Origin of the sequence: Moraxella lacunata, assembly GCF_002027545.1 — a bacterium.
Classification (GTDB): domain Bacteria; phylum Pseudomonadota; class Gammaproteobacteria; order Pseudomonadales; family Moraxellaceae; genus Moraxella; species Moraxella lacunata.
In genome coordinates, this window is record NZ_MXAN01000033.1 from 20,083 (window position 1) to 36,943 (window position 16,861).

The 16,861-nt window shown below is 38.1% G+C and carries 21 protein-coding genes; 14 read left to right on the forward strand and 7 right to left on the reverse strand.

All coding sequences use genetic code 11. From position 1 onward, the window contains the following. The first annotated feature begins 149 nt into the window (after positions 1-149). The 10 genes from B5J94_RS05120 (at position 150) to B5J94_RS14100 (ending at position 7,446) form a co-directional block, all read left to right on the forward strand. Positions 150-983: a hypothetical protein gene (locus B5J94_RS05120; RefSeq protein WP_062498611.1), complete on the forward strand. Its 834-nt coding sequence runs from the start codon at positions 150-152 to the stop codon at positions 981-983. A gap of 13 nt (positions 984-996) precedes the next feature. Then, on the forward strand, positions 997-1,422 hold the full coding sequence (locus tag B5J94_RS05125) for a hypothetical protein (RefSeq protein WP_143821902.1): 426 nt from the start codon (positions 997-999) through the stop codon (positions 1,420-1,422). A gap of 282 nt (positions 1,423-1,704) precedes the next feature. Continuing rightward, the gene (locus tag B5J94_RS05130; RefSeq protein WP_062498613.1) at positions 1,705-2,046 is read left to right on the forward strand and encodes a hypothetical protein; all 342 of its coding nucleotides are present in this window, start codon (positions 1,705-1,707) and stop codon (positions 2,044-2,046) included. Further along, entirely contained in the window at positions 2,025-2,468 is a 444-nt protein-coding gene (locus B5J94_RS05135) for a hypothetical protein (protein WP_062498614.1), read from the forward strand. Before B5J94_RS05130 ends, B5J94_RS05135 begins: the two co-directional genes overlap by 22 nt. Positions 2,469-2,553: 85 nt before the next feature. Then, on the forward strand, positions 2,554-3,450 hold the full coding sequence (locus tag B5J94_RS05140) for a hypothetical protein (RefSeq protein ID WP_062498615.1): 897 nt from the start codon (positions 2,554-2,556) through the stop codon (positions 3,448-3,450). 3 nt (positions 3,451-3,453) lie between these two features. After that, a complete protein-coding gene (locus tag B5J94_RS05145) occupies positions 3,454-3,765 on the forward strand; it encodes a hypothetical protein (RefSeq protein WP_062498616.1) in 312 nt (103 codons plus the stop codon). 216 nt (positions 3,766-3,981) lie between these two features. After that, positions 3,982-4,356, forward strand: a complete 375-nt coding sequence (locus tag B5J94_RS05150; protein ID WP_062498617.1) for a DUF6984 family protein — start codon at positions 3,982-3,984, stop codon at positions 4,354-4,356. Positions 4,357-4,403: 47 nt separating this feature from the next. Next, entirely contained in the window at positions 4,404-6,509 is a 2,106-nt protein-coding gene (locus B5J94_RS05155; RefSeq protein ID WP_062498618.1) for a hypothetical protein, read from the forward strand. A gap of 144 nt (positions 6,510-6,653) precedes the next feature. Next, entirely contained in the window at positions 6,654-7,172 is a 519-nt protein-coding gene (locus B5J94_RS05160) for a hypothetical protein (RefSeq protein ID WP_062498619.1), read from the forward strand. Positions 7,173-7,281: 109 nt separating this feature from the next. Continuing rightward, positions 7,282-7,446 (forward strand): hypothetical protein, encoded by a 165-nt coding sequence (locus tag B5J94_RS14100; RefSeq protein ID WP_156471038.1) that lies wholly within the window; start codon positions 7,282-7,284, stop codon positions 7,444-7,446. A 17-nt stretch (positions 7,447-7,463) separates the two neighbouring features. On the opposite strand, the gene B5J94_RS05165 is transcribed toward B5J94_RS14100, so the two are convergent. From B5J94_RS05165 to B5J94_RS14105, 7 genes are all read right to left on the reverse strand, one after another. Next, positions 7,464-9,293 carry a ShlB/FhaC/HecB family hemolysin secretion/activation protein gene (locus B5J94_RS05165; RefSeq protein WP_062498620.1) on the reverse strand — a complete coding sequence of 610 codons (1,830 nt, stop codon included), beginning with the start codon at positions 9,291-9,293 and terminating at the stop codon, positions 7,464-7,466. A 237-nt stretch (positions 9,294-9,530) separates the two neighbouring features. Continuing rightward, positions 9,531-9,740, reverse strand: a complete 210-nt coding sequence (locus tag B5J94_RS05170; protein WP_062498621.1) for an AAA family ATPase — start codon at positions 9,738-9,740, stop codon at positions 9,531-9,533. Positions 9,741-9,790: 50 nt separating this feature from the next. Then, the gene (locus B5J94_RS05175; protein ID WP_062498622.1) at positions 9,791-10,024 is read right to left on the reverse strand and encodes a ribbon-helix-helix domain-containing protein; all 234 of its coding nucleotides are present in this window, start codon (positions 10,022-10,024) and stop codon (positions 9,791-9,793) included. Beyond that, complete coding sequence (locus B5J94_RS05180; RefSeq protein WP_062498623.1) at positions 10,021-10,650, reverse strand: AAA family ATPase; 630 nt, start codon at positions 10,648-10,650, stop codon at positions 10,021-10,023. Before B5J94_RS05180 ends, B5J94_RS05175 begins: the two co-directional genes overlap by 4 nt. A 277-nt stretch (positions 10,651-10,927) precedes the next feature. Beyond that, positions 10,928-12,190, reverse strand: coding sequence for an ATP-binding protein (locus tag B5J94_RS05185; protein ID WP_062498624.1), 1,263 nt, complete (start codon positions 12,188-12,190; stop codon positions 10,928-10,930). Positions 12,191-12,279: 89 nt separating this feature from the next. After that, positions 12,280-12,474: a hypothetical protein gene (locus B5J94_RS05190; RefSeq protein WP_029103751.1), complete on the reverse strand. Its 195-nt coding sequence runs from the start codon at positions 12,472-12,474 to the stop codon at positions 12,280-12,282. Continuing rightward, complete coding sequence (locus B5J94_RS14105; RefSeq protein ID WP_156471039.1) at positions 12,432-12,608, reverse strand: hypothetical protein; 177 nt, start codon at positions 12,606-12,608, stop codon at positions 12,432-12,434. Before B5J94_RS14105 ends, B5J94_RS05190 begins: the two co-directional genes overlap by 43 nt. Between B5J94_RS14105 and B5J94_RS05195 the strand changes: the two genes are divergently transcribed. The 4 genes from B5J94_RS05195 to B5J94_RS05210 form a co-directional block, all read left to right on the forward strand. Next, positions 12,597-14,243: a type IV secretory system conjugative DNA transfer family protein gene (locus B5J94_RS05195; RefSeq protein WP_079363978.1), complete on the forward strand. Its 1,647-nt coding sequence runs from the start codon at positions 12,597-12,599 to the stop codon at positions 14,241-14,243. The two genes, B5J94_RS14105 and B5J94_RS05195, sit on opposite strands and share 12 nt — an antisense overlap. Continuing rightward, a complete protein-coding gene (locus tag B5J94_RS05200; protein WP_062498626.1) occupies positions 14,197-14,484 on the forward strand; it encodes a hypothetical protein in 288 nt (95 codons plus the stop codon). The genes B5J94_RS05195 and B5J94_RS05200 overlap by 47 nt, the downstream gene beginning before the upstream one ends. Positions 14,485-14,497: 13 nt before the next feature. Next, entirely contained in the window at positions 14,498-16,330 is a 1,833-nt protein-coding gene (locus B5J94_RS05205; protein WP_062498627.1) for an LPD7 domain-containing protein, read from the forward strand. 217 nt (positions 16,331-16,547) lie between these two features. Beyond that, on the forward strand, positions 16,548-16,861 hold a 314-nt coding region (locus tag B5J94_RS05210), incomplete at its 3' end, for an IS630 transposase-related protein (RefSeq protein WP_079363979.1).

The window sequence follows — 16,861 nt, forward strand, 5'->3', positions numbered from 1 at the left end:
AGATCGGTGATTTCGCGTATAATATCGGTACCAGTCTTAACACCGATGACATCAACACCCATAGACAAGGCATTACCCCAACCTCTCAAACCCTGCAAAATCTAAGCACCGAGGAACAGCTTGCTTATCACACTCACAACCAAGCACTCTTGGATGAGAATAAGGGGCAGTTGGAGGGAGAGAAGGAGAGTGGGGATGGGATGTATAATATGGGAGGTGTTACTCAGGGTGTGGGAAAAACTCGACAAAAAGAATGTCGTCAGGCAGGTGTTAGTCCTAATGACTGTTCAGCCTATATTCTTGCAAGAAGTGGCGACAGAGCACAGAATATTGCATCCATACTGCTACCAACCACAAAAGAAGAAGTTGCCTTTACCGTTGCGACTGCTGGTGGCGACTATGTATTAAAAGTTGCAGGTAAAGCAGGTGTCAAAGTCATTCGTTATTTTAAGAGTAAAAAAGAACTTGATGAGGCGGTGGCTAAGGCTAAGAGGGTTTCTAGAACGGATACAAGAGCTGGACATGAGCCTGATAATGATTTATTGAGTAATCCTGTGAGCGGGAGAAGAGAGTATTATAATTTTAATTTAATGTCAAAAACAGAGGCGGAAGAAATTGCCGCTAAAATTAGCGTACGTTCACCTATAAAAGTTCCTCATAATGCCACCACAAAAATTGAGCAGAAAGCTGCTGGTTATGCACAGATAAAGTATACATGGGTTAAAGATGGCGTTAAGTACGAATCTAGATGGCATACTAGAACCCCTGGTGCCCCTGCAAATCAAACTAATTCTTGGGTTGTGACTAGAAAAATCCAAGGAAGTAGAACGCAAAAGGCTGGGGATACAGAATATTTGTTAAGCAATGGTCAGTGGGTTTCAGAATCCAAATGGAATAATGCTTTAAAATTAAGAAAACAAGGCAAAGAAACAAGAGATAGTAGAGATATTCTTGATAGAGGACATATTAAAGATGTTGAATGAATCAGGTGTTTTTATGATTGAAGGTGTAGATATACATAATTATTACGACAGCGATTATTACGGTATGTCAGCTTATATATTTCGTTATACAAATCATGGTAAAAATTTTTTATTTACATTACCTGGTTGTTATTTTGAAGAAATTTTAAAAATGATGTCGGAGTCAATTAATAGCAATTACTGCTTATTATTAGAAAAATTTATAGACGCTGGTTTGGATTTTGATTTCGACTTTCAAAATAATGAGTTGGGAGGATGGTGGGAAATACCTGATAAAAATCTATTGTTAGAAAATTTGAAAGCGATAGATTTTAGTAACATGAGCCCAGACTTAATTAATGATGATGCTGAGTACTATCTTGACTTGATTGCTGAAATGCATAAAACTTTGATAGGTTATCTTGATAATAGTTATAAAATTTTTTTGCACTATATGTAAATTAATTATAAATCATAGAATTATGACAAAGGAAATGGTATTTATGCAACCAATACCAGTAGCGGAGAAAAGTTTTCCTCTCCAACGAACTATTATCTTATTAAACTTCCTGCAAAACTAGTTTTCCGTTCGCCTTGAGCTAAGCCTGCGGGTGGCGGAAAACCGTCATGGGTAGGCAAGCTCACTTTGAGCGGTTTTCCTTGATTTGAAGTTTTGCAGGAAGTCTATTAAAGGAACTAAAAAAGTGAGTATTGTTCCTTACAGTCCCAAAGGTCCACGTCAATGAATATTTACTATGTGACATATTGCCTATCAAAGGCTTGTTTAGGTGAAATTAGTGAAAATTTTTCCAAAATTTATTGGTCTTTTGATAAATATAAAAATATTACTGTTTATTTTTATTTAATTTCTGAAATAGAAGAAGATGTGGATATAATTTTGGAAGAAATATTACCCATGTTAGAATTTTTTCTTGAAGAAGATTTAAAAATGATGGGAGAATACAGTTTGAATCATAAAATATTTTATGATGATTGCTATATTGATTGTGATGATTATCATTTCTGTATGGAATTTTTTAGAAAAAAGGAAATAGGTGAATCATGTCAATTTCAGCAAGTATAGATTTTAATTTTTATTCAAGTAGTGTAGAGATTACACCATTGTTATTAATAAACATCTTAATGTCAAATGGTTGGTCTTTGTTGGGTTGTGGAGGTAAATCCTACCTACCCATTGGGGATATCGATGATTTTGATTGGCAATACTCAAAATCTATAACTGATGATGAGATTATGGATATTTGTACCATAAAATTTAAAAACAAAGAAATCATAGGGTTGGGATTGACATGGCTTGATACTAATATCGGCGGAAATTTCTTATTTTACCCAGAAGGTGGGCTATCTTTTTTATTGAATATAAAGCGAATTGAAAACTCATCAACTACCTTAACGGATTTTAATTGGTATTTGGAAAAAATTGTCCCAGTTCTCATAAGAAATCATATCAAGGTAGAGAGGGTGGAGTGTAGCCATATGATATGATTTAATATACCATGAAGACAATCGGATTTTTATAAACCACGAAATCGCCCACCACAATGGACAAGGCGAAACTTCTGCCACAAGAATGGGCAAACTGGGTAATGTAGCGTATAATATCGGTACCAGCCTAAATAAAGAGGATATCAATACTCATAGACAAGGCATTACACCAACGACTCAAACCCTGCAAAATCTAAGCACCGATGAACAGCTTGCTTATCACACTCACAACCAAGCACTCTTGGATGAGAATAAGGGGCAGTTAGAGGGAGAGAAGGAGAGTGATGGGGTTTGGAATCAGGGCGTTAGACCGCCTTTGATTAATACCAACAACCCAAATGCAAGAAGATGGAATGTAAACAATAATCCCCACGCTCTTACGGTTCGTAGAGAAACAGAGGCTATTCGTCAAACTTACCCAAACTTTGGTGGTATCCAACAAATTAGAAATGGACCGGTTACTCAAAGAGAAGCAGCTGAATATACCGCCTTTCGTATGTTTATTAGACATGGTACAAATCAGACCTATGCTGACCATAATGTTGCATATCGGGAGTTTTTAAAAAGTCCTTATTATCAAAATTTGAATAGACCTAATTCTACACAACTTAATATTGGGTTGAATAATTCTAATTACAATGTTGCTAGGCATGAGCAGATTAATAATAGGGGGCGACAAGAGAGCGATTTAATACAGAATGCACAATATGTTAGTACAGCAAACCCCAATGCAAACCCACCACAAGTTGCAACCCCTAGAAATTTGAATGAGCAGATATTCTGGAATCAAGTTTCTAGTAATCCTTTGTCAGGCAGAAGGCTACAAGGTCTGAATAATGACCCAAGATTCCCTGCAAGTGCGGGTTTTCAAAAAATGGAAGCAACATTTACTGGAGCTAATGGTAGAACAATCACTATTCATTATCAATACAATAGTCGAACGGGCAGAGCATACGATATAAAGATAGTAACAAGAGAGTAATTTATGATACGAGCAAAATTAAAAACCAACAATACATTTGTTTATATATACTATATCTATAAACAAAAAAACTCAGAAGGGAGATATGTTTTACACTATTTATCTAGTGCGCATAACCGTACTGGACTCTCTGTATATTTTGAAGATGAGATCTACAACATTGAATCTATAAACGATCAAAATGTATTGGGTGAATATATACATCCTGTATTGGAGTACTTCTTAAATAATCATTGGGAAGTGTATGAAGGTATTATTGAGGGTAATTTAGAATATTGGTTAATGTTTGAAGAAAAGCTTGGGTTTAGACCATGAAAGGGAGTTGATGGTGAATAATGATAAAACATGTCCTATTTTTTGCTTATCAAAAGATATAGAAATAGACGAATTTAAGAAATGATCTTGGAAGAAGAGATTTGAGTTCCATCCCTATAGGCACAACCAAAGGGTTTGAGATTACAATTAATGGTCAGCAAGTCCAGTATTATATTCATAGAATTGGCATTAATCAGTACAATATAGGTAGATCCCATGTTAAAAGATGATATTAAACTGCGTTTTCTGCGCGAAAGTGAATTATTGCTAATTTCTAAATTACTGGACTTGTGTACAGCATCTTATAAACTTCAATCATCGCTCAAGCAAATATTGGTTTTTGATTTGACTGATGATGGGGGTATGGGTTCTTTGGAATTTTTTTATGACAGCGATTGCGTGAGGGAATTTGATAAACCGTTAATACAAGCTGAGACTTATGATACTGATGGTAGAAAGATAATGCTTGAATTGTCTTTGGATAATTATGGTTATTTGTATCAGCTAGATAGCTGGACATCTGATTTTAACCCACTGGTTAGCCCGTTGGGTACATTAAATATTTTAGAAAATATAAAACTTGAGTTCTAGGTTGCTTAAGGTAAATTTTAGTTTAGGTCTTAAAATACTGGCTATTATTGCTGTTTTATCTGATCTTTGCCATCTTTGAGTACGCTAACAAAGAGCAGGAGAAGCTTGATGAGAATCTTCAAGCAACAGGTAAAATTACAGGAGCGGCAGGTGTACAAGTTGTTGCCACCACTGCTAATGTCTTAACGGGTAACCAAACCCTAACCCAAGCCATCCAAGGTGCCAAAGCCCCTGCTAAAATGGCAAAAGCCATACAAGACAACCCAGAACTTGCTGCCATCCTTGATGCTTATCAAAAAGGCGAATACCACAACCTTACCCTAAGCCAAGAGGCTCTACAAGCCCTCTCTGATGCCACAGGTATTAGCACCGAGGTACTGCTTACCAGCATTACTGCCCAAAGAGGCAAGCAAGGTGCTACCAATAAAACACTAACGGTCATAGACACCGATAATGAACTAAGACAAGACAGTATCCAAACCCTAGCTCACGAGCTAGACCATATCCGTGGTGGCAAAAACGAAACCTTAGCAGACCTAGCAGGGCTTGCCGCCAAGCTCAATACCGATGCCGCCATCATCGCCAATCAAGATACAATAAGCCCCATCAAAGCACAGCTTGGGGATGGTAAAGATGCACAAACAACCGCTCAAAATCAAGCATTGCTTGAGGGGAATGATAAGGCCTTTGCAGAGAACCACGACGGGAGAGAGGGGGAGTGGGATTATAGGCAAGCTCGCATTGATCAAATACATTATGTCCTTAATCAGGAAATGGTAAGCAAATACGCATCTGAGTACGGCTTAACAGAACAAGAGGCAAAAAAAGAAATGGCACAATCCCTCGCCTCTGTACTTGATCATGATTGGGCTAATATATTTTTAGAAACCGACCCTAATACAGGAGCTACATTAGGGGACAGGAATATGCGTTTTGTAAGCTTTTTTATTAATGAGTATCAAGGGGACACAAGTATACCAGTGCCTGCTATTGATAATGGCGGTATGGATGCGTATCATAATCCAACAATAGGTCTGAAAGACTTATTTAACTCCATAAGAGATCCTTTGGTATATGAATATTTGAGTTTAATAGAGCAAAAAGTCGATACTCAAACTGCTGATAGTAATTTTATTCGAGGCGGTCAGCTAGGGGCAAGTCAAGCAAATACAGAGGCATCTTGGCAAAAAGATATAAATTCAATTATTGCAAGTATTGCCAGTCTTGATGACTATATCGTTGAATCTCTTACAAGTGATGAGGTTGGCATTTATGATGATAAAAAAATGCAAACCTACTACGAGAATCTACTAAGAATTCAAGGTAGACATGAAGAACTTGGTTATATTCAAGGCAAGAGCTGGAATGAAACCCAAAGACTGATTGCTACTAGCAATCTATTATCCCCGATTGGTGCGGGATTAGTAGGGCAGGGGACTAGAGTTATTAGTAGGGTCGAGGGTCAGCTTGATAAGGTGGATGATGTTGTGGATGCTGGGGAGACAGCCACTAAACATGTTGACGATTCTTTTACAAGGGCAGGTGATTATGATTTGGAGAATGTTTATAAAAATCAGAAACAACAAACCATTAATAGCCCCTACTACGAAAGTGTGGTTCAAAATATTGATGAAAGTAGAAAGGCAAGGGAATCATCAAATTTCAAAAATTATGCTAACTCTGATAATGTTTTGAGAATTGAACATGATTCAAAATTGACCACTACTGTTGATGGTAACTTATCGGTTACACATGGGTTGGATTATAGTAGTAAATCTATTTTCAATAAGTACCCAGAAAAAACTGAAATAAAAATTACAAATATAGATGAGCAGGCTGAGTTTTTATCAAAAGCGGTCAGTGGCTTACCAAAAGAACAGGCAAAAGTCATCTTGGAAGTGGCAAAAAATAGCAATACATCGGTGGTATTTGGTGGTAGCCGCATTCGTGGGGATTTCCAGAATAATAGCGATGTAGATATTGGTTTTGGGCATATTAATGCGAATAAATCCAAGAAAATAAAAGATAAGATAAGAGATAAGTCTGCAGATATTGATGGTGCTTTAAGTTTAGAAAGAACTCATATAGTTCCAAATAATGAAACCCCAAGTATTTCAAAGATAGACAAGTATTTCAAAGATAGAAAGTCCTGAAGAGTTTTTTCAAAGAAGTGGTATCAGAGCTGATAAAGATGAAAAATCAGGTCAACCTTATGTGCCATCTGGGTCAATTACTGTCAATACAGACGGTACTATTATCATTATTCCACCAAATAAACAACAATAGAGGCTAAATATATGTTTATTGTAAATGATAATCAATATTTGAATATCACAACAGATATTTCCAATCAAGAAAAAAAATATGGTAGACAAATACCAGAAAACTCCAAGCATTTTATTTGGTCTGAGAATTTAGATGACTTTATATCAGTCTGTAAAGATGCAATCAATAGCTTTATTGATGATTGTGCAGAGGATAGTTTTGAGGACTTAGAGGAAATTAATTTAGGATATTTATATACATTAAATTTACCAAGAGCTGATTTTTTAGCAAATCAACATCCCGATTTATTTTGCCATTTAATGAAATTTGCTGATGATTTATTCATTTTTCCGCCATTTTTTTATCATAATGAAAATTTAGTAATAAATCAGGAAACCTTCCTAATTAACCCAATTACCAATATTTATATTGAAGATAATAAAATATTTATGGAGGGTTTTGGTTATTTTATTAAAGATAGAAATGAGTATTATTATACAAATGTTAAGGATTTTATTAATAAAGAAAACCTAGTCAAGGTCGTGAGATAATCATTGTGGTAAGATAGGTGGCATAATCCAAGACTTTAAAAATCTAAACCAAAATATCAAAATTCATATTGAGCATGGTTCAACAGGTACCAAGCCTGAGGAGTAATTTATGAGTAATTTAGTTCAAGAGCTATTAAGCATTAAAAACCCATACAACAACTTTATTGAACGCCCTGAACTTATTCAAGGCTATACAGAAGATGAAATCAAACCCTTATTAAAAGAAAAAAGCATACTGACTCGTACAGAGCTTGTTGTTCAAAAGATTATCTAAAATTTAACAAGGGGTCATCAAAACCCCCACCCCAAACTCACCCCACCAGTCCATTCTTTTTTACCAAAGTACTCAGGTTGTCTGATGGGGTGTCCTGTAAATAGGTCGTAGTTTAGACGTAGTGGTTTAATGTACCCTTTCACACCAACTGCCCCACCGACCAAAGTGTGGCCGAGCAGTAGATTGTCTTGTTCTTTATTTTGCATGGCGATGCTGCCAGCATCTAGCCCCAGATACAGGCTATGATTGGATTGTTTGATGGGAAAGCTGACATCTTGACGAAAGGTCGCTCCCATGTCGCCTGACAGTGTCCGCTCGCCATCAAAGCCACGCACGCTGTATCGACCACCGATACTCATCCGCTCACTGGGTACTAGGGCTTTTTGAGCATATTGAGCTCTAAGATTTGCCTGATAGCCCATTTGGTAATTATCACCAAGTTTAACAGGTGCGGCGAAGTTTAGGTTGAGTTTATAGATAGGGGTGCGTACCGTGCCCTCGTTAAATAGACTCTCAGGCGGTATTAGGGCATTAAATGCCCCTGTGCCACGTTGCACGCTAACATCTGTGGCAAGTTGTTTTTGCCCAAACCTCGTCTCGTGGCGAATGCCTGATGTCCAGCCTGAGATTTTGCGACGTTGCACATCAATCTTGGTATCATCAATATAATTCTTTTGCGATTTGGTAAACCCACCCACATTAAGCCATGTTTTACTTCTTGCATCTCGATGAGCCAAATGGCTGGCATTTAGACTGATGTTGTCTGAGTCACCACCATAAACATAGTCTTGATTAACCCCTGCTACGCTCTGATGATAAGTGTAGTGACTGGCACTGGCATTAAAGACGGTATTTTTAAGAGGCAGGACATAGCCTACGCTGTAATTTTCACTGCCACCTTTGGCACTTTTATGGGTATATTCACCCTTGTTGATGTCATTGCCCAAATCACGACCATAGGTCAAGTACAACAAATCGTTATGCCAAGTTGGATTGTCAAAACTTAGGGTAATACCGCCTTGGTATTTGCCTGTGGATTTTGACCCTGAATCATCAAGACTAAGACTGCCTCGCACCTTTCTTGATGCTGTGTAATTAATGAGCACATCGCTAGCACCCAACTCACCAGAGTCGCTTGGCGTGATAGAAAAATCAGCGTCGCTACTTGGCACTCGCTTTAGATTTTCAAGAGTAGTTTCTAAATGACGGATGTTTAGCACATCGCCAGTCTTAAAAGGCAAGGCAGTCTTAAAGTTGGCAGGAAGTCCTGTGTTATCTGTATAGACTGGCACACTACTACTTTTGGTATCAGCTTTGATTTGCCCCACAATGCCAGCCACAACGGTCAAAACAAGTCGTCCATCCGACAGATTTTGATTGCCGACCAGCACTCTTGTGGTGGTATAGCCACGCTCAATGAGACGATTTTGGACATCACGGACGATGTTGTTAACATCATTAATGTTTAGACATTGACCCAGAACACTACCTTTGCCATGTGTTAAGGGTGCTAGAGCAAAGGAGAATTGCCCTAAATCCACCTTCTCATCAGTCTGTAGTGGTACATAGGCGATTTCATGAATCACAAAACAAGGTAGGTTTTCCTGTGTGCTGGCGACAGAGTTTTGCTCTAGCGTAGGCATTTGGACGTGGACAGTGGGGCTTGTGGTCAATGCTTGATTTAGAGCATCCTGTCTTTGCTGCTGTCTTTGAATTTGTTGATTGGCTATTTGAAGAGGGGTATTGGCATGAACATTGGCAATCCCCAAGAACCCCAAAGTGACCACCATCACCGATGGCGTGAGAACTTGCATGATGATGTCTGATTTATTATGACAAAAACGCATTAAAGACTGCCTTGTAATAAAATTTAGGTGCTATTTTACTATGATTGCATGGGGTTTTCAAACCATTTGGATAGTCATAATCTCTGCCGTTAGTTCAAACAAACACAAAAACCATCAAGCACACCCAAGAGATTGCTTGTTGTTATTTAAATGCTTTTTTAAACCAAAAAAGTTTTATATTAGTTCTAAAATAAAACCAAGTAAACAGCAAGTATTGTAAATGCCAAACCTTCAATTTTAACAAGTAGCCGATGAAGAAAAGCCTTCAGCAAGATAAAAACCACAACCACTCCCATCAACCATCTCGATGATTTTTGGGGTTTTATCAACATAGTAACACTCGTCATTTTGTCTAAGCTTTGAGAATGTTTGTATGCCGATGGGGAGTTGTTTTTTTGGGGTTCTCATCATTCTCAACCAAAAATCATACTGGATTTCTTTAACCATTTTAGTTCTAAATAAATTTTAAAATAAACTTATTTAGAACTAAATTAAAACTATTTTTGCTCTGCCAGTGCTTTTAAGGCATAACGAATGATGCCACTATGACTTTGGCAATACTTGTGTGCCAGCTCTTTTAATAACTGATATTCCTCTTCATTCATCTGAATGGTGTGTGAGATGAATTTTCGACCTTTTTTGGTGCTAGGCTTGTCCTCTGTCGGTTGTTTGCTAGATGGGTCTACTTGGTTAATAAAGTCCTGTTCGCTTTTTACTCGTCTTTGTATCATGCCAATATCTCCGTCATTAATGCTGTAAATTCATCACTTGCCTTCGGGTTATTACCCTCTATCACGCCCTTACCCTCCGAGATGGCATCGCGGTAGATTTTTCTATCATGTATCACAGCATATAGTGGGGTTAATAAAGGAAAATCACTCAGGTAATCCCCTGCTTGCTTAATTTCTTGATTGGCAGGATTGGTAGGGGCTAGGGTAAGTAGCCCATAGGCTTTGAGCGAGTCATTAAAGCTTGTGGCTTGGTCGATAACCTCTGACAAATGTGGCAGAGTATCCAAATCCAGTTGTGATGGGCGAAATGGTACAATGAGTTTATCAGCCACTAACATGGCAGTTCTTAGCTCTTTGCTATCATGACCTGCCACATCAACGACCACGTGCTGATACCGCCCAGCCAAGTCTTTAAGCGTGCTTTTGATGTCGCCATATCGCTGAATACAGTGCACTGCCTTTAACCCCGCCTGCTCTCTGTCTCTTACCCAGTTTGCTGAACTTTGTTGAATATCAGCATCAACAAGCACCACATCTCCACCAGTATTGGCAAGATAACAAGCAGTATTAATGGCAAGAGTAGACTTGCCACAACCACCTTTTTGACTACCAAAAAGTATAATCATAATAGACCTAATTTAATTTTAATTTAGTCTTATATTATAACTAAAAAAGTTATATTTTAGAACTAAATTTTAACCAATTTAACATTAACCCTTGATTGATGAAAATATCTTTCTTTTTAAGGGTCGAATAACAAATTTTCCTTGATAAAATAAAACTTATTTAGAACTAAATAAAAACTTAATAGGTTCTATATTATCATATTTTTAAAACCATTTTATCAAAAATGATACGCCAGATTTTATCTTTGATTATTTAGTCATAGGGGCTAATTTTTATTCACAAATACCCCACAGGCAACGCCACCAGCTCCTTATCAAGCCACAGTTTATTTGGGTATTGATTGATGATGACTCCTGTGCCAATGCCAATCTCGTCAGCTGGCAGTTGTTCTTTTAGGGTGTTAAAGTGTGTGGCGTGTTTTTTGGTGGGTTTGGCGGTCATTTTTATCTCCACAGGGTAGATGATGCCGTCCTGCTCTATGATGATGTCAATCTCTTTTTGGTTGGTGTCTCGATAAAAATAAACAGGCGGTTCAGCCCCTTGATTGTAGAAGGATTTTAAAATCTCCGCCACCACAAAGCTCTCAAAGAACTGCCCATTTTTAGCCCCATGTTGCAACACCTCTGGGGTTAGCCACTTGGTTAGGTATGCCATGAGTCCTGTGTCTAGCATGTAGATTTTTGGGGTTTTTATTGCTCTTTTTAAGTGATTATGGTGATAAGGTTTTAGTAGATAGACAATGCCTGAGGTCTCTAAAATGGCAATCCAGCGTTTGATGGTGTCCACAGACACGCCCACCTCTTGGGCGATGTTATTGTAATTTAACAGCTCGCCACTTCGTGCGGCCACTGCTGTCATAAAGCGAGTAAAGTCGTTTAAATCCCTGATATTGGCAATGTGACGGACATCTCTTTGCAGGTAGGTACTGACATAAGACGCATAATAAACCTCCCAATGCGTTTCTTGCTCATAAAGCCTTGGCATTTGTCCTTTGTGAATCATCTGCCATAGCGTGTCAGGACTGCTCTTGTCATCTGTGGTCTGCTCTTGTCTATCTATGGCGAATTCATAGGCTTTTAAATACGCCTCTGTTGGCACAAACCCCTCAAAGAACTCAACACCCCGAATCTCACGATAAGACAAACCAAGTAGCCTAAGCACCGCCACACGCCCTGCCAGACTCTCATTGACATGCTCCATCAGGCTAAATGCTTGCGAGCCTGACAATAAAAACAGACCATTTTGTTTTTTCTCATCAATGTGTAGTTTTAAGACCGAAAACAGCTTAGGGGCGTATTGCACCTCATCTAACACCAAACGCCCTGAGTGATTCATCATAAAGAGCATGGGGTCATCTTGGGCCTGCTCTAAGCGAATGGGGTCATCAAAGGTTACATAATCATACCTCTCTTCTTGTTCACGGGCGGTGTGTTGTAGCAACGTGGATTTGCCCACTTGTCTTGCCCCTGTAACCATGACCGCAGGGAACTGAGCGATGAGCTTTGTTAGCATGTGATGTAAATGACGGGGAATGTACATAATAAAACCTAGTTTAATTTAAGATATTATCTTAAATTAAACTAATTTTAAAGTCAATGTAATCTCAACATGACCTGCCAAATGCCCACTCATCTTTTCATTGCATAATCTCTGTCTTTTTTATGGTTTAGTGCATGAGTTACCATGGGGGTCAGCTCCATGATGGGCGTGTCATACGCCAGTTTTTGCATGTCATCTTCTGTAAGAGCCTCCTCGGTGTCTGCACGGTAGAGCTTTAGCGTTACAACCTTGTCTCTAATGGTTTTAATTGACTGTTTAGCCATGTCGCATTGTCTTGTAAATTCCCAAGCATCATCGACCAGCCTTCCACCTGCTCGGTTAGCTCTATCAAGGCAGTCTGCAAGGTTAAAATCTCGCTGTCTTTTTGTGTCAGCTGTTGCTCTAAATGCGATATCATCTGCTGTTGCTTGCTGGATTGGTAGTGTGGATTATCTTGAATGTAGCGGTGCTGGTGGCGTTGTTTGCAAAGACAAAAAGGGAGTTGCACGGCTCAGCACGCTTTGCTAACGATATGGAAATCCGAAAAACTGGCTTTTTGCCAACCCCGAAAGAAGAAGAGAAATTAAAGAAAAAATTTCCAAGTGAACCGCCTGTAATTATCGGCAAGCACAAGGGTAAATTTTTGCAATTCTATGGGAATGAATTTATTTCTATTGGTGCACCAACACGAAGCGGTAAAGGTGTAAGTATCGTTATTCCCAACCTGCTTACTTATCCTGATAGTATCGTGGTGCTTGACATTAAAATGGAAAACTGGCTACTCACAGCTGGCTTTCGTGCCAAATATCAAGATGTATTTTTGTTTGCCCCTAAATCCGAAGATGGTCGTTCTCACCGCTATAACCCCCTTGACTACATAGATAGGGACGATACAAAGAGAATGGCTGATGTCCAGAACATTGCCAATATCTTTTATCCTGCTGATGACCCAAAAGATGCATTTTGGCAAAACCAAGCCCAAAGAATTTTCACAGGGCTGGTGTTGTACATGATGGAAACACCCAACCGCCCTTGTTCAATGGCGGAGCTTATCAAGCTGACAACGCCAACCAGTATGCCGTTGCACGAATGGATACCAACAATCATCAATGAAAGAAAAAATACGCCTATTGTGATTAACAATGAAACTGGTGAAACAAGGGTAAAAGAGCTGTCTGTGGAGTGCATAGAAGCGATGATGGCTTATGTGAATGTAGATAGTGATAATACTCGTTCTAGCATTCTAGCAACGCTGATGTCGCCCTTGAATGTCTTTACAGACCCGTCTGTGGCGACTGCTACCAGTCATTCTGATTTTCGCCTTGACGATGTGCGTAAAAAGAAAATGACAATTTATGTGGGTATTCAGCCTAATGAATTATCAAGATTTTCTAAACTATTGAATGTGTTTTTTAGCCAGCTTATCAATATTAACACGAGGGTGTTGCCTGAGCATGATGAGCGTTTGAAATATCAATGTTTGGTATTGTTGGACGAATTTACTTCGCTGGGGCGTGTGGATATTATTCAAAAGTCCATTGCTTATATTGCTGGCTACAATGTCCGACTTATGCCAATTTTCCAAAGCGTTAGCCAAGTAGAAGACGCTTACGGCAAAGATGGGGCAAATGCTATTTTGTCCAACATTGCTTGTCAGGTGGAATTTACACCCACAACCATAGAGCAAGCGGAGCATTTGAGTAAACGCTTAGGCACACAAACTGTTAAGAGTAAATCCATAAGTCGTAATCGTGGCAAAGGCGGTGGCGGTAGTGTCTCAACGTCAGACCAAAGCCGTGCATTGATGTTACCGCAAGAATTGAAGGAAATGGACGCTGAAAAAGAAATCATCTTTTTTACTAGACGCACGCTCCCCATTTTTTGCGAGAAGGCTTTTTATTACACCAGCCCTGATGTCTTTGGCAAACGCATGAAAAGAGTGGAAGAGCCAGCACAAGGGCTTGATATTCCAGCCAAACACCAACCGCCGATACTGGATATTAAAAATGCGTGGCGTGAAGTTAGAACCGCCAAAAAACCACAAGGAAACTAAACCGATTGAGCATTACCAAGAGAAACACCCTGATTTTCTTGCTGAGCTTGGTAAAGCACTTGGGTTTACCGATGATGTTTTTGCTGAACTTGACCGCATAGAAACCGAAGCGAGAGCTAAGCAAAATGAAAATTCAATGAGTGCTGACGATGATGAAATCGTATTTAATTTAGATGATAAAGATGAATTTGATAATGATTTTGTCCAAGAGCAAATTGATGATGACGAATTTAATTTTTAATGGGAGTTAGACCATGAGCAATCAAAATTTTAAAACTGGCACTATCGCTGATGTTGGTTATGCAGAATATAAGGGCAAAGAAACTTTTTACCTTGTCTTGCAAGATGATAAAGGTAACTTGGCTGAACCCATTCGTGGTAAGGGTTTAGAAGAAGCCTTTAATAAAGCTGGAGACCTAAAAAAAGGCGATGTGGTAAACCTAAAAGATTTTGGTATTGATGAAGATACCAAAAAAAGGATATGGGAAATTGAGCGTCATGAGCCATATCAAGAATTGACTAATGAAATTAGTCAGGATAAAGAGCCAGTACGCCAAAAAAGCATTGATGATGTTGTTAAGGAAACAGAAAATGCTTGGAAAGGCAAAAAAGCAATAAAACCCCAAGATTTTGAATATATTCCTGACAATATCAAAAATAACTATGTTGGTGTTGTCAAAAATAAATTCATGGGCGATGAAAAGATTAACTATTATGATAAAGACGACAAAAGCCAAATGAATATTGCTTTTGAAGACAGAAAGTATAGTTTAAATACTTCACGGCAAGACGAAAAAACCATTAACGCCATGCTTGACTTGGCGGAAAGTAAAGGCTGGAAAGAAATTAAACTTAAAGGCACAGAAGAATTTAAGCAAAAAGCGTGGCTAGAAGCGTCCTTGCGTGGCATTGAAGTTAAGGGCTATAAGCCTAGCGAGCGTGATTTGGCAATGCTAGAAGCCAGCAAAATAGAGCGTAGCGTCAATACGGTAATTGCTGAGAAAATTGAAAATCCAGCCCATGAAATAAGCGGTGATTTTCAAAATTATAAATCAATCATTAGCAATGCTTTGGCAATGAAAGAAGTTCATTACCAAAAAGGCTACAATCCGTCTGAGCAAGTTTTGAATGAAAAATACTTTGAATTAGATGATGATAAGGACTTGCGTATTAAAAAAGCCCTAGATTTTGATATTAATGAATATAAAACACACCATTACGCCATTGATAAAACTTCCGATACTTATTTTGTTAAATCAATGGTTGAAAATATGAATATTCCTGATAATGTTAAAAATGAATTTAACAATAATTTCAATAATAGGATGACTAGGGAATTTATATCTAATGATAATTATGACATGCCACATGAAAATGCTTTTTTAAGAACAACGGCTGTATTTGCAAGACATGATTTAGAGAAGTCATTGGATAAGATGAACATCAATAATAAAGAGTTGGTATTGAAAGTTTATGATGAGAAGATGATAGATTACTCAAATCAGGTTAATCATCATCAAAAATCTTTTATGTCTGAAAAGACAAAAGAAGTGGAAACCGCTCAACCTGAGCAGGAGCAAGCACCAACTCAAAAAACTGAAAAAGAAATTAAGCAAGAAATTAAAACGCTTATTCAAAATGGTGTGAGAGACGGCTCAATTAAAGAACGCTCTGATATTATTGAGAAGCTCAAAGAAAATGGATTTAATGTGATAAGAGAAAATAAAAAATCAATCACGCTTTCAAATCCAAACGGTAAAGATATACGCTTAGACGGTGAATTATTTACTAAAAATTATAACGCTTTAAAATCACTCAATGAAAGTTTAAACCCTGAAAATGTCAAAGAAAAATATCCACAAATGAGCGATGAGAATATCGCCAAAGTCAATTTGTGGCGTGAAAATGTATTGAGTAGATACGATACCAATGAAGCGAGACAAAACGCCATGAGCCGATTAAATAATGTCTTGCCTGATGTGGCAAGTGGTAAATTGGAATTGGGCTATCCAATACCGCCAAATGAAATTAAGCCTGAAATTGAAGTGAGAGTGCCTGATAGTGGCGACCGAAGCCGTTCAAGATGAATTTAATTGTGTAGTATATGCTTAAAAAGTTTTTAAGAAATAAGAAAATCAAAGATTTGTTATTTTATTTACTTGCTTATATATGCTACACGATGATTGTTTTGATTTTTCTTTTTTGTCTTTTTAATTAAATAGGTTGGAAAATGAAATTATACACCCCCCAAACCCCAAATATGCCACAATACCCTAACATTCATTAAATAAAGACTCTAATACCATGACCTACTCCCTAGACTTTCGCAAAAAAGCCTTGGCACTCATCAATGACAAAGGCATGTCTTATCGCAAGGTAGCATCTTTACTTAATGTCTCTACTCGTACCTTACAAAACTGGCAACAAAACATAGAGATTAAACCCGCCAAAGAAGTAAAGCCTAAAAAGATAGATGATGAAGCATTACTCAAAGATGTAGAAGACTACCCTTATGATTACCTGTATGAGCGAGCAAGACGTTTTGGTTGTACTGACATGGGCATTTACAAAGCTTTAAAAAGATTGGGCATTACTCGTAAAAAAACAAAAGAGTACAC

Bases quoted from the DNA above. Each gene is read 5' to 3' on its own strand.
- B5J94_RS05205 (WP_062498627.1), top strand. From the start codon at position 14,498: ATGAGCAATCAAAATTTTAAAACTGGCACTATCGCTGATGTTGGTTAT.
- B5J94_RS05195 (WP_079363978.1), top strand. From the start codon at position 12,597: ATGCGATATCATCTGCTGTTGCTTGCTGGATTGGTAGTGTGGATTATC.
- B5J94_RS05165 (WP_062498620.1), bottom strand. From the start codon at position 9,293: ATGCGTTTTTGTCATAATAAATCAGACATCATCATGCAAGTTCTCACG.
- B5J94_RS05160 (WP_062498619.1), top strand. From the start codon at position 6,654: ATGTTTATTGTAAATGATAATCAATATTTGAATATCACAACAGATATT.
- B5J94_RS05145 (WP_062498616.1), top strand. From the start codon at position 3,454: ATGATACGAGCAAAATTAAAAACCAACAATACATTTGTTTATATATAC.
- B5J94_RS05175 (WP_062498622.1), bottom strand. From the start codon at position 10,024: ATGATACAAAGACGAGTAAAAAGCGAACAGGACTTTATTAACCAAGTA.
- B5J94_RS05170 (WP_062498621.1), bottom strand. From the start codon at position 9,740: ATGGTTAAAGAAATCCAGTATGATTTTTGGTTGAGAATGATGAGAACC.
- B5J94_RS05140 (WP_062498615.1), top strand. From the start codon at position 2,554: ATGGGCAAACTGGGTAATGTAGCGTATAATATCGGTACCAGCCTAAAT.
- B5J94_RS05150 (WP_062498617.1), top strand. From the start codon at position 3,982: ATGTTAAAAGATGATATTAAACTGCGTTTTCTGCGCGAAAGTGAATTA.
- B5J94_RS05200 (WP_062498626.1), top strand. From the start codon at position 14,197: ATGCGTGGCGTGAAGTTAGAACCGCCAAAAAACCACAAGGAAACTAAA.
- B5J94_RS05180 (WP_062498623.1), bottom strand. From the start codon at position 10,650: ATGATTATACTTTTTGGTAGTCAAAAAGGTGGTTGTGGCAAGTCTACT.
- B5J94_RS05185 (WP_062498624.1), bottom strand. From the start codon at position 12,190: ATGTACATTCCCCGTCATTTACATCACATGCTAACAAAGCTCATCGCT.
- B5J94_RS05125 (WP_143821902.1), top strand. From the start codon at position 997: ATGATTGAAGGTGTAGATATACATAATTATTACGACAGCGATTATTAC.
- B5J94_RS05130 (WP_062498613.1), top strand. From the start codon at position 1,705: ATGAATATTTACTATGTGACATATTGCCTATCAAAGGCTTGTTTAGGT.
- B5J94_RS05190 (WP_029103751.1), bottom strand. From the start codon at position 12,474: ATGGCTAAACAGTCAATTAAAACCATTAGAGACAAGGTTGTAACGCTA.
- B5J94_RS14100 (WP_156471038.1), top strand. From the start codon at position 7,282: ATGAGTAATTTAGTTCAAGAGCTATTAAGCATTAAAAACCCATACAAC.
- B5J94_RS05135 (WP_062498614.1), top strand. From the start codon at position 2,025: ATGTCAATTTCAGCAAGTATAGATTTTAATTTTTATTCAAGTAGTGTA.
- B5J94_RS14105 (WP_156471039.1), bottom strand. From the start codon at position 12,608: ATGATATCGCATTTAGAGCAACAGCTGACACAAAAAGACAGCGAGATT.